The sequence below is a fragment of the Natronorubrum daqingense genome (assembly GCF_001971705.1).
Classification (GTDB): domain Archaea; phylum Halobacteriota; class Halobacteria; order Halobacteriales; family Natrialbaceae; genus Natronorubrum; species Natronorubrum daqingense.
In genome coordinates, this window is record NZ_CP019327.1 from 2,982,200 (window position 1) to 2,997,567 (window position 15,368).

General features: G+C 64.0%; 15 protein-coding genes. 7 read left to right on the forward strand and 8 right to left on the reverse strand.

What is annotated here, in order from left to right; genetic code table 11:
- Positions 1-109 precede the first annotated feature (109 nt).
- The 3 genes from BB347_RS14480 to BB347_RS14490 all read left to right on the forward strand — a co-directional run bounded on the left by BB347_RS14480 (position 110) and on the right by BB347_RS14490 (position 2,761).
- The gene (locus BB347_RS14480) at positions 110-1,021 is read left to right on the forward strand and encodes a CoA transferase subunit A (protein WP_236995955.1); all 912 of its coding nucleotides are present in this window, start codon (positions 110-112) and stop codon (positions 1,019-1,021) included.
- Between the two features lie 118 nt (positions 1,022-1,139).
- Positions 1,140-1,904, forward strand: a complete 765-nt coding sequence (locus BB347_RS14485; RefSeq protein WP_076582847.1) for a CoA-transferase subunit beta — start codon at positions 1,140-1,142, stop codon at positions 1,902-1,904.
- 113 nt (positions 1,905-2,017) lie between these two features.
- Positions 2,018-2,761 (forward strand): SDR family NAD(P)-dependent oxidoreductase, encoded by a 744-nt coding sequence (locus BB347_RS14490; RefSeq protein ID WP_076582845.1) that lies wholly within the window; start codon positions 2,018-2,020, stop codon positions 2,759-2,761.
- 83 nt (positions 2,762-2,844) lie between these two features.
- On the opposite strand, the gene BB347_RS14495 is transcribed toward BB347_RS14490, so the two are convergent.
- Positions 2,845-4,407 (reverse strand): class I adenylate-forming enzyme family protein, encoded by a 1,563-nt coding sequence (locus BB347_RS14495; RefSeq protein ID WP_076582844.1) that lies wholly within the window; start codon positions 4,405-4,407, stop codon positions 2,845-2,847.
- Positions 4,408-4,647: 240 nt separating this feature from the next.
- Between BB347_RS14495 and BB347_RS14500 the strand changes: the two genes are divergently transcribed.
- Both BB347_RS14500 and BB347_RS14505 read left to right on the forward strand, forming a co-directional pair.
- A complete protein-coding gene (locus tag BB347_RS14500) occupies positions 4,648-5,784 on the forward strand; it encodes an acyl-CoA dehydrogenase family protein (RefSeq protein ID WP_076582842.1) in 1,137 nt (378 codons plus the stop codon).
- A gap of 149 nt (positions 5,785-5,933) precedes the next feature.
- The gene (locus BB347_RS14505; RefSeq protein WP_076582840.1) at positions 5,934-6,659 is read left to right on the forward strand and encodes a cyclase family protein; all 726 of its coding nucleotides are present in this window, start codon (positions 5,934-5,936) and stop codon (positions 6,657-6,659) included.
- Positions 6,660-6,678: 19 nt separating this feature from the next.
- Here the strand turns inward: BB347_RS14505 and BB347_RS14510 are convergent, their stop codons facing one another.
- The 7 genes from BB347_RS14510 to BB347_RS14535 form a co-directional block, all read right to left on the reverse strand.
- Positions 6,679-7,725 carry a zinc-dependent alcohol dehydrogenase gene (locus tag BB347_RS14510; protein WP_236995956.1) on the reverse strand — a complete coding sequence of 349 codons (1,047 nt, stop codon included), beginning with the start codon at positions 7,723-7,725 and terminating at the stop codon, positions 6,679-6,681.
- A gap of 98 nt (positions 7,726-7,823) precedes the next feature.
- On the reverse strand, positions 7,824-7,982 hold the full coding sequence (locus BB347_RS19390) for a hypothetical protein (protein ID WP_168170960.1): 159 nt from the start codon (positions 7,980-7,982) through the stop codon (positions 7,824-7,826).
- Positions 7,983-8,052: 70 nt separating this feature from the next.
- On the reverse strand, positions 8,053-9,273 hold the full coding sequence (locus BB347_RS14515; RefSeq protein WP_076582837.1) for an MFS transporter: 1,221 nt from the start codon (positions 9,271-9,273) through the stop codon (positions 8,053-8,055).
- A 113-nt stretch (positions 9,274-9,386) separates the two neighbouring features.
- Complete coding sequence (locus BB347_RS14520; protein WP_076582836.1) at positions 9,387-10,565, reverse strand: CaiB/BaiF CoA transferase family protein; 1,179 nt, start codon at positions 10,563-10,565, stop codon at positions 9,387-9,389.
- A 92-nt stretch (positions 10,566-10,657) separates the two neighbouring features.
- The gene (locus BB347_RS14525; RefSeq protein WP_076582834.1) at positions 10,658-11,419 is read right to left on the reverse strand and encodes an enoyl-CoA hydratase/isomerase family protein; all 762 of its coding nucleotides are present in this window, start codon (positions 11,417-11,419) and stop codon (positions 10,658-10,660) included.
- A gap of 97 nt (positions 11,420-11,516) precedes the next feature.
- Complete coding sequence (locus BB347_RS14530; protein WP_076582833.1) at positions 11,517-12,407, reverse strand: EamA family transporter; 891 nt, start codon at positions 12,405-12,407, stop codon at positions 11,517-11,519.
- Positions 12,408-12,513: 106 nt separating this feature from the next.
- Positions 12,514-13,293, reverse strand: a complete 780-nt coding sequence (locus tag BB347_RS14535) for an SDR family NAD(P)-dependent oxidoreductase (protein ID WP_076582831.1) — start codon at positions 13,291-13,293, stop codon at positions 12,514-12,516.
- Between the two features lie 118 nt (positions 13,294-13,411).
- Here BB347_RS14535 and BB347_RS14540 point away from each other — a divergent pair, with 118 nt between their 5' ends.
- On the forward strand, positions 13,412-13,963 hold the full coding sequence (locus BB347_RS14540; protein ID WP_076582829.1) for a PadR family transcriptional regulator: 552 nt from the start codon (positions 13,412-13,414) through the stop codon (positions 13,961-13,963).
- A 329-nt stretch (positions 13,964-14,292) separates the two neighbouring features.
- Complete coding sequence (locus tag BB347_RS14550) at positions 14,293-15,336, forward strand: TAXI family TRAP transporter solute-binding subunit (protein WP_076582826.1); 1,044 nt, start codon at positions 14,293-14,295, stop codon at positions 15,334-15,336.
- Positions 15,337-15,368 lie beyond the last annotated feature (32 nt).

Consider the following 15,368-nt stretch of genomic DNA (forward strand, 5'->3'; position numbering starts at 1 on the left):
ACTGTGTCAGTATCCAGCGTAAAGGTTCGGTCCCCCGCCCGCCGACGACTTCCCCGATGGAAATCCTTATCATGACATTGACCCACGTTCCACGTACTTGCGACCAGCTATGACGAACGTTACGACGATGGCAGACGCCGTCTCGGATGGCGTCGCCGATGGCGACCAGGTGTATCTGGCGGGATTTACCCACCTCATTCCGTTCGCCGCGGGCCACGAGATGATCAGGCAGGGCCTGCGCGACCTCGATCTCGTGAGAGCCACGCCCGATCTCATCTACGACCAGATGATCGCCGCGGGGTGTGCGAGCAAAGTGACCTTTTCGTGGGCGGGGAATCCGGGGGTCGGGAGCCTCCCGGCCTTTCGACGCGCCGCCGAGGAGAGCGTCCCGACCGAAATCGAACTCGAGGAGTACACGCACTTCGGGATGATCGCGGCCCTGCAGGCGGGTGCGTCGAACTTACCGTTCGCACCGCTTCGGGGCTTCATCGGCTCCGATCTGCCCGAACACAACGAGAACATCGCGCGGGTCGAGAGTCCCTTCGACGACGATTACGTCTACGCCGTCGCGCCGATCGAGCCGGACGTGACCGTCGTCAGAGCCCAGCGAGCCGACGAGAGCGGTAACGCCCACCTCTGGGGCATTCAGGGCGAACAGAAAATCGCCGCGCTCGCCGCCGACACGGTGATCCTCACCGTCGAGGAGCTGTGTTCGGAGGAGACGATCCGCAGCGATCCCAACCGGACGCTGCTCACGGGCGACGACGTGGATTACGTCGTCGAGGACCCCTACGGCTCTCACCCCTCCTATGCACAGGGCTACTATGGCCGGGACAACGAGGCGTACATCGAGTGGGCCGAAATCGCGAGCGACGTCGACCGGGTCGAAGCCTGGCTCGACGAGTGGGTCTACGACGTCGACGACCGCCGCGAGTACGTCGAAAAGCTCGGCGCGTCACAGCTACTCGAGCTCGAGCCCGAGAGCGACTTCGCCACGCCGGTCGACATGGGGCGGTACTGACCGTGCGATCGGACCTCAGAGCGCAGGACGAGAGAACCGACGCACCCGAGGCGGGTGGAGAAACCGACCTAATCGACGCGATCGACGCAACGAACACAACCGACACACTCGAGACACGATGACGTACACGAACAGCGAACTGATGGTCGTATCGGCGGCGCGAGAACTCACGGACGACGACTCGGTCCTGGTGGGGATCGGGATGCCGAACCTCGCGTGTAACGTGGCGAAGCGAACGCACGCCCCCGGCTTACAGATGACGTACGAGTCGGGGACGATCGGTTCGAATCCCGAGTCGCCGCCGCTATCGATCGGCGACCCGGGGTTAGCGTCCGGTGCACTCTCGATCGAACCGATGACGAATAGCTTCAACTACTACCTGCAGGCGAATCGTCTCGACGTGGGCTTCCTCGGCGGCGCACAGATCGACAAACACGGGAACATCAACTCGACGGTCATCGGCGACTACGACGATCCGATCGTCCGACTGCCGGGCAGCGGCGGGGCCTGCGAAATCGCGTGTCACGTCGATCGAACGCTGGTCGTCACGCCCCACTCCGAGCGACGATTCCCCGAGGAAGTCGACTTCATCACCAGCCCCGGATTCGTCGGCGGCCGCGAGGGACGGCGGGAACTCGGCCTCGAGGGCGGTCCCGAGGCCATCATCACCGACCTTGCCGTCTGTCGCTTCGACGAGGCGGGCGAGATGTACGTCGACTCGCTGCACCCGGAGGCGACCCGCGAGGAGGTTCGCGAGAACACCGGCTGGGAGATCGCCTTCGCCGACGACGTGAAGACGACGCCCGAACCCGACGAGGAGGAACTGCGAATCATTCGTGAGGACCTCGACCCGGACGGACAGTACACCGGCCGAAGCGAGTGACGACGTGTATCGAGCGGAACGGCGAGCGTCGACACTAAGACGGGTGCGCGACGGGTGAGGGAGCGCGACGTGAGGAGAGTAAACTATTAGCACGCGCCTGCGAATGCTCGAGTATGCCCGCAGCACTCGTTACCGGTGCGTCTCGAGGAATCGGTCGCGGTATCGCCCGTCGCTTCGCAGCCGACGGCTACGATGTCGCGGTGAACTACCGGAGTAGCGACGCAGCGGCCCAGAACGTCGTCGACACGATCGAAACCGAGACGGACCAGCGCGCTCGAGCGATTCAGGCGGACGTCGGCGATCCCGACGCCGTCGAGTCCTGCGTCGAGGAAACCGTCGACGCGTTCGGGTCGCTCGATCACGTCGTCAACAACGCCGGAATCAACGAACACCAGTACACGCCTGAGCTCTCCCCCGAGGAGTTCCAGCGCCTACTGGACGTCAACGTCACCGGGACATTTGCGGTGACGAAAGCCGCACTCCCCTACCTCGAGGACTCGAGCGTGGACGAGGGGCCGTCCGTAATCAACCTCTCCTCGCGACTCGCCCACGCCGGGGCGGACTACGAACCCCACTACGCGTCCTCGAAGGCGGGGATCATCGCGCTCACGAAGAGCCACGCCCTCGAGTTCGGACCGACGATCCGGGTCAACGCCATCGCGCCGGGCTTTATCGAGACGGACATGACCGACGCGACGACCTCCGAGGAGTCGAAAGCACAGAAACGCCAGGAGGTTATTCCCGTCGGCCGTCTCGGGACGCCCGAGGATATCGGGCAGGCAGCAGCCTACCTTCGCGATGCGGGATTCGTCACCGGAGAGACGCTGAACGTCAACGGCGGCCAGCGAATGCAGTAGGTGGCGCTGCCCGTCAACGGCGGCCAGCGAATGCAGTAGGTGGCGCTGCCCGTCAACGGCGGCCAGCGAATGGGTTCGGGAATCTACTCCGGAACGATCGACTCGAGCAGCGCTCGCCGGTCGATTTTGTCGCTGCTCGTCTTCGGCAGTTCGTCCTCGAAGACGTACTCTCGAGGGCGTTTGAACGACTCGAGTTCCTCGGAGTCGACGAAGAACGTCTCGAGGTCCTCACTCGAGAGGTCGCCGTCGGGGACGACGAAGGCGGTGACGACTTCGCCCCACTCGTCGTCGGGGACGCCGACAACTGCGCCGGAGACTACCTCGGGGTGGCTGTGCAGGAGATCCTCGACCTCCGCGGGGTAGATGTTCTCGCCGCCGCTGACGATCATGTCGTCCTTTCGGTCAACGAAGTAGAGGAAGCCGTCCTCGTCTCTGCGCCCGAGGTCGCCGGTTCGGTACCAGCCGTCGACGAGCGCTTCTTCGGTCGCCTCGGGCTTCTTCCAGTACTCGAGCATGCACGTCGTGTTCTTCACGAGGAGTTCGCCGACCTCGTTCGCCTCGAGGACGGCCTCGGGGACGGGATTTTCGGAATCAACGACGCGGACGGCCGCGTTCGGCGCTGCCTGCCCGATACTCCCCAATTTCTCGTCGTGGAACTCCGGGTGAATGAGCGTCCCGAAGACGATCTCCGTCGTGCCGTAGGCGTTGACGAAGTCACAGTCGGAGACGTGCTTGCGTGCTCGCTTCGCTACCGCTTCGGGCATCGCCGCGCCGGAGTACTGAATCATTCGGACGTGCTCGACGTCTCGCCGCTCGATCGACGGCTCGTCGACCATCGCTCGGATGTGCGTCGGGACGGCCCACATCGTCGTGATGCCCTCCGATTCGATTCGCTCGAGGGTCGTCTCGGGGTCGAAACCGTGCTGGACGACGTTGCAGGCACCGGCGTTCAGCGCGGGCAAGACGTTACAGAGCAGCGGCCCGACGTGGTAGAGCGGGCCGAGCGCGACGTTGACGTCGGTCGGTCGCAGACGATTGTACGGTAGGGAGACGAGCGAGGCGTTGACCACGGTTCGGTGGGAGTGGAGAACCCCCTTCGGCTGGCCCGTCGTCCCGGAGGTGTAGAGGAGCAACGCCGGATCTGCTTCCTCGACGTCGACGACCGGACCCAGATCGCCGTCGTCGCCGCGAGATGTCCGTTCACCGCGGAGGGACTCGTACGAGACGCTCGCTCGCTCGCCGTCGACGTCGACTCCGACGAGCAACTCGGGTAACGCCTCGTCCTCGAGCGCGCGGACGGTGTCGAGACAGGCTTCGTCGAAGACGAGTCCCGACGACTCGGCGTTCTCGAGGACGTACGCCAGTCGCTTCGGTGGAACGCGGTAACTGATCGGGTTGAAGACCAGGCCCGCGTGAGCCGACGCGAACAGGAGTTCGACGAACTCGATGGAGTCGTTCGTCAGCACCGAAAGGTGATCGCCGGGCTCGAGTTCGGTCTCGAGCAGCCCAGAGGCGAGCGATCGCGCGCGTTCGTCCAGACGAGCGAAGGTGATGGTTTCGTCGCGTACCGGGTCACGAAGCGCGGGTCGGTCCGGAAACCGAGCCGCCGCCTGGACCAGCACGTCAGCAGTGGTTGGCTGTGTCACACACGAGGGTATCCGCACACACCGTTAAAACGCTGCCGTCCGGCGGTCGGAAGACCGAACTCGAGGCCGAGACGTGAGCACGACTGGTGTGAGGGATGTCGAACGGCGGCGAGCGATTCGGGCAGATGGGACGTCGAGCGACGACGACGGACTCGGCGTGTCGACTGGTGTGCTAATCCCACGGAATTATGTGCGTTCTCGAGAAGGGGAACGTACGATCTTCCGGTCGTCACTGAAACCATGATCTCATCGTTCGAACTCACGGACGCACACGAGGAGCACCGAGAGACGGTTCGCCAGTTCTGCGAGGACGAAGTCGAACCCCACATCGAGGAGTACGAGGAGTCGGGCACGTTCCCGATGGACGTCGTCGAGACGGTCGCAGACGCCGGCTTTCACGGCGTGCAGTACGGAACCGAGTACGACGGACTCGGACTCGACTATCGTTCCTACGCGATCACGATCGAGGAGCTCTCCCGAAGTTGGAAGCTCCTCGCCGGTACCGCCTCAGTCGCCGGCAGCCTCGTCGGCTACCCGATCCACGAGTTCGGCGAGGAGTGGCAACGCGAGGAGTGGCTCACCGAAATTTGCTCGGGCGAGTGGATCCCTGCCCTCTCGCTCACCGAACCCAACGCGGGTAGCGACGCCGGTTCGCTCGAGACGACGGCGACGCGAGACGGCGACGAGTACGTGCTCGAGGGCGAGAAGGTCTGGACGACTAACGGCAGCATCGCCGACTTCCTCGTCGTCGGGGTCCAGACGGACGAGGGCGTCAGCCTGATCGGCGTCCCGGAGCCAGCCGAGCGCGACGGCCTCGAGTTCGTCCGAGACATTCCGTGCATGGAAGGCGAGACGGCCGTCGAGACCGAAATTCGCTACGACGGCGTTCGCGTCCCGGCTGAGAACGTCATCGGCGAACCGGGACGGGGCCTTCGTTACGTGCTCGAGGGCCTCGACATCGGTCGTATCGGCACGGCGGCACAGGGTGTCGGCGTCGCACAGGGTGCGTTCGAGGAGAGCACGGCCTTCGCGGACGAGCGCGAGCAGTTCGGCCAGCCGATTCGCGAGTTTCAGGGTGTCTCGTTTAAGCTTGCGGACATGGCGATCGAGATCGAAGCGTCGCGGCTGTTGACCCTCGCCGCGGCGGCGAAACGCGACCGAGACGAACGCGTCACCGCCGAGGCCGCGATGGCGAAGACGAAGGCGACGGACGTGGCGATGGACGTCACCACCGAGGCCGTCCAGGTCCACGGCTCTCGAGGCTACTCCAAGGACTACTCGCTCGAGCGTCGCATGCGCGTCGCGAAGGGGATGCAGATCTACGAGGGGACGAACGAGATCAATCGCGTCGTCGTCGCGAACCAACTCTACGAGTAACTGCGGCGTGCAGTCGGCAGTCGGCAGTCGCCGGGGACTGTCGCCGAACGCCGTCGTCAGCCGCCAGTTGTCGGGGCGGTCGATTCTCAGCTGTCGGCTGTGAGCGAGTTCCGACAACAGTTATTAGCGAACCGATCACACGTGCTATCGTGTCGCAACTGATCGATCTCACAGCGACGATTACTGAAGAGATGACGAACCATCCCAACCACGGCCGGAGCCCGCTCTTTCTCGACGGCACGCGGATGAACCACGACCAGGCCGAGGACACCTGGCGTGGCAAGGGCGTCGAGGACCTCTCGCTGGTCAACGGCTTCGTCTACATCGCCGAACACAACGGGACGCACATCGACGCCCCGTTTCACCTCCATCCCGAGGGAAAGACGGTCGACGAACTCGACCTCGAGGAGTGTCACGGCCCCGCCGTCTGGCTCGACGTCTCCGACGTCGGACCGAAGGGAGCGATCGGCCCGGACGAACTCGAGACTGCGGCAGCCGACGCCGGCGTCGAGGTCGGCGCTGGCGACTCGGTTCTGCTGTACACCGGCTGGGACGAGTACGTGCCCGAGGACAGGGCGACGTACCTCGAGGACCACCCGGGACTTTCCGAAGCCGGCGCAGAGTGGCTCTACGAGCGCGACGTGACCGTCGTCGGCATCGACTGCGGGAACGTCGACATCGCCGGCGACGTGTCGATGCCGGCCCACCAGGTACTTCTCCGGGACGACGCACCCGACTCCTACACGCTCATCGTCGAGAACCTGCGAAACATCGACGACATTCCCGCCCACCGATTCACCTTCAGCGCGGCCCCGTTGCCACTCGACGACGCGACGGCGAGCCCGATTCGGGCCTTCGCGATCGTCGACGACTGAGATACGCGTCGACCGTCGATTACGGGTGGAGCGTGACCTTGATCCCGGATCGATTGGCGACCGCCTCGAACGCCGCTTCGTACGCCTCGAGGTCGAACGACGGGCCGAGTGCCGGCGACAGATCGACCCGTTTCGCGATCGCGATCGCTCGACGCCAACTCGAGGCTCGGCGGCCGTAGACCGTCGTGACCGAGACGCCGCGACGAACCAATCCCGTGAGATCGACGGGGACACCCTCCTGTCCGTGAAAGAGCCCGATCTGGACGATTTCGCCGCCCGGTCGGACTCGCTTCGTCGCGAGGTCGAGTGCGGCCGGGCTCCCGGCCGTTTCGAAGACGCTGTCGAAGGATGCGTCCGCCTCGAGGCCGTCCGCTGTCACCGCCGTCGTTGCACCGAGTTCGCGTGCGAGTGGGAGTCGATCCCCGGTGTCGGCGTCGGTCCCGATAACGGTCACCGAGCCGGCACCCGCCGCGACGACGGCGACGAGCGTTCCGATTCCGACCGGGCCGGGCCCGACGATCGCCACCCGGTCGCCCAGTTCGAATTCCGACTTCTCGAGGCCGTGTACTCCCAGCGCGAGGAGTTCGAGGAAGACGCCGACGTCCGCCTCGAGCTCGCCGATCGGATAGAGCGTCTCCTGTGGGACGGTTACGTACTCGGCGAACGCGCCGTCGCTGTCGGCGTCGAGCCCGATAAGCCGCCGATCGGGACAGATCGCGAACGATCCCGTTCGGCAGTGTCGACACGTCCCGCAGCCGACTACCGGCTCGACGGCGACGCGCTCGCCCGCCTGAACGCGCTCGACGCTCGAGTGGACCTCGTCGACGACGCCGGCGAACTCGTGGCCGAACAGCTGTGGCAACGCCGGTTCGTAGCGGTGCTTGCTCTCGTGCCAGTCGTAGATCAGCGCTTCCGCGCCGCCGTCGATCCCGACCGACTCGACGCGAATGCTGACCTCGCCCGCTCCCGGGGTCGGAACGTCCCGTTGCTCGAGCGTCATCCCCCGTTCGGGCTGTCTTTTGACCAGTGCACGCATCGTTTGACCATCCCGTTGCGTCTCGTTCACACTGCACTATCGTCGCGAGCAGACGAAAGGGTACCCGTTTTGGGTGGCGTCTCGTCACCGACTGAATCGCCGGAAGAATTCGCGAGTTTCGTCGACGGTTAGAACGCGTTCGAGACGATTAGGTAGACGCCGAAGAAGAACGCGAACCAGAGAATCGTGCGGAAGAAGAGTTTGCTGTAGATATCCTTGCCCGGCATCGCCGAGTGCACCTTGTTATCGAGTTCGACGAGGCGGTCGAGTATCGATCGGTTTCCCATGCGTTATCGATTGATAGTGAGTTCGACTATTAGTCCTTTTCCTCACGGAGAATCCCCCGTGAGGGTGACTTCACTCCGTCGGGATTCGCGATCCGAGGAGCATCATCGCGCCGGCGAACGCGGCCAGCGCCATGAACGCCTCGTCGAAGAAGCCGTTGTCCGCTGCAGCACCGAAAAAGACCGGGCCGAGCGCACCGACCGAGAAGCCGACCGTTCGCAGGATGCCGAAGCCGGTACCGCGAATGTCCTCGGGCAGGTGCTCGAGCAAGAACGGCTCCGTGACGGTCGCGAAGCCCAATAGCGTGCTGACGAACGCCGTCACGACGATGAGCACCCAGAAGTTGTCGAAAAACGGCAGTGCGAGAAAGGCGACGATCGGTCCACTCGTCACGAATAACAACGACCGTCGCGCCCCGATTCGGTCGTAGGCGCTGCCCGAGAGCGGCTTGATGACGATCCCCAGCGCGAAGAAGAGTCCAAAGAGGCCACTCGAGAGCGGTTCCGAGAGCCCCTTCTCCTGAACCAGATACGTGGGGTAGAAGCCGGTAAACGCCTGCCAGATGAAGAGTCCGAGCACGAGGACGGTCGTCGGATAGACGATTGCCGGCTGGCGGAGTATCGAAGCGATGTACCGAAGTCCGGACAGCGAGAGCGCTTCGGCGTCGTCGGCATCGTCAGCGGAACGCTTCGGGGTCACGACCCAGAGCACGGCGGCCATGGCGAGAAACAGCGGTACGGCGAACCCGAAGCCGAGTTGCCAGACGAGCCCCGCCGCGATGATGCCCGCGAGCGGCGGCAGGACCGACTGCCCTGCATCCTGTGAGGACGCCGTCAGGCCGTTCGCAGCGCCGATTTGTTCGGGGTAGAGCTGCGGTAAGATCGTGTACCGACCGACCGCGTACAGGGCCGCACCGAAGCCGAACAGCGCCGTCGCGACGAAGAGCACGATCGCCGACCCGGCGGTGATGACGAGCACCAGCGTGATCGCCGAAATGAGCATACTCGAGGTGAGGATGAGCCGTTCGCCGATTCGATCGGCCAGCACGCCGCCCGGGAGTTGGCCGATGGCGTATGCCATAAAGAGCACCGTCAACAGGAGGCCAGCCGTCGTCAGATCCAGGTCGTACGCCGACTGGAGGTACGGCACCATCACGGGGTAGATCATTCTGACGCCCATCGTCAGGAACCACCCGCCCGCGACGGCGATCAACACCGTTCCGCGGCGGCCAGCGAGGAGATCGCGGACGCTCCGACTGACAGCAGAGAGATAGCTTGACGTAGGTTCCGTCACTCGAAAGTGGTCTTTCGGTACAGCTAATAAAGCTACTGAAACGAGCAATTCCGGAACCGTTCGACTGGCGTCCAAAGCGGGGCCTCGACTCCTCAAGACCTTCTCCTCAGCTCCTACGATTCCACGATGACACCGTCTGCGAGCAGCGCCTCGATCGTCTCGTCATCGTAGCCCCACTCCTCGAGGACGGCCCGCGAGTGTTCGCCCTGTCGTGGCGGCGACTCGAGGTCGTCGACCGGCCCGTCTTCGAACCTGAACGGTAGCCGGGTCGTCCGGCAGGGTTCCTCGAGGTGCTGGTTGTACGTCTCGACGAAGAAGTCCCGCGACTCGGCGTGTGGGTCCTCCTCGACGAGTTCGTCGACCGATTGCACCGGCCCGGCCGGGATGCCACCCGACACGAGTTGCTCGACGAGTTCCCGCCGATCGTACTCGGCGAACGCCTCCTCGAGTTCGGCCCGGAGGGTCTCGCGGTGCTCCCAGCGGCTGTTGAGCGTCTCGAATCGCTCGTCCTCGAGGAGGTCCTCGCGCTCGAGGGTACGACAGAGTCGGCGGTAGAGCTTCGTGGAGGCGGTCGCGAGGTAGAACGGATCGCCGTCGCCCGCCTCGAAGATACCGTAGGGGGCGATGCCGTCGATGGTGTCACCCGAGCGCGAGGGAACCTCGTCGGTCGCGGTGTACTCGGCGACGCGGTAACCCATCCACGTCGTGGCGACCTCGAACAGCGAGACGTCGATGTGTTCGCTGCCGCCGGAGCGTCGACCGAGCAGGCCGCCCATAACGAGCATCGCGGCCGTCAGCCCGGTCGTGTAGTCGATCGCGCTCGTCCCGACGCGGGCCGGCTTTCCATCCGCGGGGCCGGTGACGCTCAACAGTCCCGACATCGCCTGCGCGATGGGATCGTAGGCGGGATAGTCTTCGTAGGGACCGTCCTGTCCGAAACCGGTCACGGAGCAGTAGACGACGTCGTCGTTCGTCTCGGACACCGACTCGTAGTCGAGGTCGTAGCGTTCCATCACGCCGGGTCGGAAGCTCTCGACGACGACGTCGGCTTCGGCCGCGAGTTCCTGGGCGAGCGCACGACCCTCGTCGCTTTTGAGGTCGAGACTGAGACTCCGTTTGCCGCGATTGCACGAGGCGAACATTGCCCCGTCGATCAGGGGGCGAAAGGCGTCCCCGTCCGGCGGTTCTATCTTGACAACGTTCGCACCGAGCGCTGTCAGTGATTGCGTGCAGATCGGTCCGGCGATCGATTGTGTGAAATCGAGTACGTCGATACCCTCGAGTGGTTGCATAGCCGTCCTCTCTTCGTTATCGTTGCTGTGTGTTATCTTTTCCCATCGCGTTCAGTGTGGGCGACAGCCCTCCCTCGTCTGGCGGGCCCGTCTCACCGTCCCTCGAGGAACCCTTCCATCGCCTCGGATTGCGCGTCGGTGCCGAAACAGGTCGCGATGAGTTCTAAGCTGTGGTCCATCCCCGTCTCGAGGCCGTTCGAGCGCCACTGCCGGAAGACCTCCGTCTGGTACTGCAAAATCGTCGGCTCCTTCTCGGCGAGTCGCTCGACGATTCCTTCGAGCGCGTCGTCGTGCGTTTCGGGCGTCGTCGCCTCGTTCACCAACCCTTCCGCGGCGGCCTGCTCGCCGTCGATCGGTTCGCCGAGGTAGATCAGCTCCTTCGCGCGCTGGAGGCCGACGAACCGAACCAGCAGGCCGCCTTCGATGCCCGTCACGAGCCCCACGTCGATCTCGGGGAGGCCGAGGACGGCGTCTCGAGTCGCGACGCGAAAGTCACACGAGAGCGCGAGTTCGAAGCCGGCCCCGAGGGCGTGCGTCCCGCAGTCACAGACGGTGACGGCGTCGAGATTTCGGACGGTCTGCATCGTTCCGTGCAGCGTCGTCAACACGTCTCGAGCCTCGACGACGCTCATGTCTTTCGCGCGCTCGAGGTGCAAGCCGCCGGTCAGCCCGGTCAGTTCCTCCGGCGGATGTTCCGGCCCGATCGTGAGGACGGAGACCTGCTCCGGCAGGTCTCGAAGAGTTTCCTCGAGTTCGGCGAGTCGCTGGGCCGTGAGCAGGTTCAACTTCCCGAAGTCGATGGTCAGGTGTGCGACGTGGGGTCGGTTCGAGTCGAGAGTCAGGTCGACGCTCATGTTCCGACGGTAGACAGTCGGACGCAAATAGTTGTGTGTTGGTGACAATCGACACGGATGGATTACGTTGCCCACCGATCGATGCGGAGCGATTTCGTTACCCGCCGAGGGTCACTAACACGCCGCCGGCGACGATCACGCCCGCTGCGCCGAGCAGTCGCGGGGTGACGGTTTCGACCTGTCGGAGGAAGAGCGCCGAGACGCCGATCACGATCAGCGGACTCGTCTGCATGATCGGCACGACGACGCCGACGCGAGCGATCTCGAGGGCTGCGTAATACGCCAGTAAGAACGCGGTGTTCGCGAGGCCGGCCGCCGCTCCCCAGACGAGTTCCTCCCGGGAGAATCCCTTCGGGTGGGGAAGTTGACTTCGCCAGCGCAAGTAGAGGACGAACGCGCTCAACGCGACGATCGTTTTGATCGCGAGTCCCGTCAGCACGCCCGTCCCCTCGTCGAAGCCGACGTTCGCGAAGATCGGCTCGAGGCCGAAGAAGACCGCGGCGATCAGCGGCAGTGAGAGCCCGAACCAGGGAATCTCCGTGCCGGCGGCGCGCTCTGCCGAGGAGCCCTCCCAGGAGACCGCTGCGATGCCGCCGACCATCAACACGATGCCGACGAGTTGCGGGCCAGTTACCTGCTCACCGAGTAAGATCACCGCGAAGATCGTCGCGTGTAGGGGCATCGAGGCCTTGATCGGCTCCGCGCGACTCGCGCCGACGCGTTTGATCCCGGCGTAGAAGAACGCGCGACCGACCATCGTTCCGACGAGGCCCGCGACGCCGAACGCGAGGATCGACAGGGGCGTGATCGTCGGATTCGGGTCGAGGACGAGGGCGAGCGGGATCAAGACGACGACGTTCACGAGCATGACGACGACGAGCACGTCGTTCGCGAGTCCCTTACGGGTCGCGAGCCTGATAGAGAGCGTCTGGCCGGCGAGAAACCACGCAGCACTGATTGCGAGTGCGATACCGATCCCGGAGACCATGGGTGGTGTCTGGTATCATCCCGCTTGTAGTTCACGGATTGTAACCGGCGAGGGCGTCTCATCGGCGCTGGCAGACGACGGATGAACGGAGTCGGTCGAAACGGAGTCAGTCGATAGTCTTCCCGCCCGAGACGTTCAGCGCCTGCCCGGTGACTCGATCGGCCGCGTCAGAACAGAGGTAGGCGACCGTCGCGGCGACGTCTTCCGGATCGACGAACGAGTGAAGCAGCGTCTCCGTTCGTTTCTCCTCGCGGACTTCCTCGGGCGAGTGAGGCGAGTTCGCCGCTCGCTTTTCGATGACGTCGTCGATTCGCTCGCCGGTGACCGACCCCGGACAGATCGCGTTCGCCGTGACGCCGTGAGGGCCGCCCTCGGCCGCCGCCGTTCTCGTGAGCCCGAGTAGTCCCGCCTTCGAACTCGTGTAGGGACTCCGGTTGGGAATCGCTCGCTTCCCGGACGCAGAGGAGATGTTCACGATCCGGCCGTCGCCCTGGGCTTTCATCTCGCCGATCACCGCTTTCGTGCAACAAAACGCGCCGCGAAGGTTGACCGCGTGCGTTCGATCCCACGCCTCGAGGGAGGTCTCCTCGAGCGGTGCCGTCGGGCCGGCGATTCCGGCGTTGTTCACCAGGATGTCGATCGTGCCGACCTCCTCGAGGACGTCGTCGATGGTGTCTGCGACGCCCTCCGGGTCGGTGAGGTCGAGGTGGGTCTCGAGGGCCGTGCCGCCGGCGGCTTCGATTTCTGCGACGGTGTCGCGACGGGCCTCTGCCTCGAGGTCGGCGACGACGACGGTAACGCCGTGGCTCGCGAGTTCGGTGCTGATTAGCCGTCCGATTCCGACGCTGGCACCCGTCACGAGGGCGGTCTCTCCCTGAATGTTCATCGGTACCACCTCAATGACGGAGGGCCCATATCGTTCTTTTGCGTCGAACCGTTCGACGGGTCGGTCTCGGCTGCTGGGGGCGACCGGGTTTAATATCGTCCGTCACAACCGTCCCAGTATGGAGCAACGAGAACTCGCGAGTCTCGCCGTCCTCGGCGTGTTAGCCGAAGAGTCGGTTGCGACGGTCGACCAGATTCACGACACGCTCAGACACAGACACGGCAGATACTGGGGTGCGAGTACCGGCATTTTGGTCCCGACGATCTCACAACTCGAGGAAGACGGCCACGTCAGTGCAGTCGCGGCCGACGGGAGCTACGGATACGAGATTACCGCGGATGGCCGGGACCACCTTCAGTCGTTGCTCGACCGACCGATCGACGACGTCTCCCACCCCTCCGCTCGCTCACACCTCATGGTGAAACTCGGATTTTTACACCATCTGCCGGTCGAGCGGAGGCGAGCGGCACTTCGGGAACTCCAGGAACAGGTACTCGAGACCCGCGATCACTTGCTCACGGTGAAGTCGCGCCACGGGGAGGAACCGTCGGAGTCGTCCGCGCCCCCCACTCGCGGGAGCCTGCTCGACCTTCGTCTGTTGATTCTCGACGCCGTCCTCGAGTGGCTCGAGGAGTTCGAGGTGTCCTCTCGGACCGACGCCTCGCGGTAACCGCTCGCCGGTGGTTCAGTGCTTGTTCGGTGCTTGTTCGGCGGTTGTTGGCCGGTTGTTCGGCGGTTGTTGGCCGGTTGTTCGGCGGTTGTTGGCCGGTTGTTCGGCGGTTGTTGGCCGGTTGTTCGGCGACTCACGTTCGACGACGTGAGAGTCGTTCGTTGCCGGAAAACCGCGGGTCGTCGCTCTCGCCTCGCCACGAGTCGGATTATATTGCCGCATATTCGCATTGCCTCTTTTCGGAAAAAATACGAAATTTTATACCATTGTTGTGTACTGATTGGAAGGATTTATATAGTTATTACGACGACCATATACCGTGCTATAGAATGACGAGCAATTCCAATCACAAAGCGAAGGGTAGGGTCAGTCGCCGCACTGTGCTTCAAGCGAGTGCCGGCCTCGGTGTCGTTGGCTTGGCGGGGTGTCTCGGCGATGGTGGTGAAACGGTTACTGTTGGGGCCTCATCCGACGGGTCTGCGTCGTACGGCGCGATGAACGCTCTCCAGCGGTCGGTGTCGAATCACGCGGAAGACGCGCAACTGAACATTACGGCACCTGGTGGAGACCCCGACTCGATTCGGGCGTACGACGCGGGCGAACTGGACGGGTACACGGCGGGTAACTTCGTCTTCAATCAGGCGCTCGACGACGGCGAACCGTTCGACGAGGAACCCGTCGACGACTTCGCTTACCAGGCGCTCTCGTACCTCAGCCTGCACATGCACTGGCTGGCCGTCGATGGCTCCGGCGTCGAAAGCATCGAGGAAGCGATCGACGACGACGACCTCAACATCTGGGTCGGTCCGCCAGGGTGGGGGCTCAGAACGCTCTGTACGAGCATTCTGGACGACGCCGGTCTCTGGGACGACATCGAAGATCCGGTCGACGTCGCCTCGGAGGACGTCGCCGCACAGATCGACGAAGACCGCATCGACGTCTTCTTCGGCTACGGAACCAACTTCAACAGCCTCCCCGGTTGGCTCGTCGAAGCTGACTCTCGAGAGGATCTCTACGCCCTCGAGATGGGCGACGACTACGTCGAGGCGATCGAAAGCTCTGAGGCCGGCTACGCGGAGGTCGAACCGTACGGGTACGATCAGGACATCGACGCGGACGAAATTCAGTGTTGGACCGAAGACTACAATACGTACTTCGCCTCCGACGTCGACGACGAGGTCGTCTACGAGATCATGGAGATCAGCCACGAACACTGGGAGGAGATTCAAGAAGCCGACGACAACTACATGGATCAGTCCGACCCAGCAGACATGGCCCAGTACTACCACGAAAACATTCCCGTCCACCCCGGTGCCGCCGACTTCCTCGAGGACAACGACGCCTGGGACGACGACTGGGAACGTGGTGACTGAGACGCACGTTTTTCAGTACGTGACGTCATCCA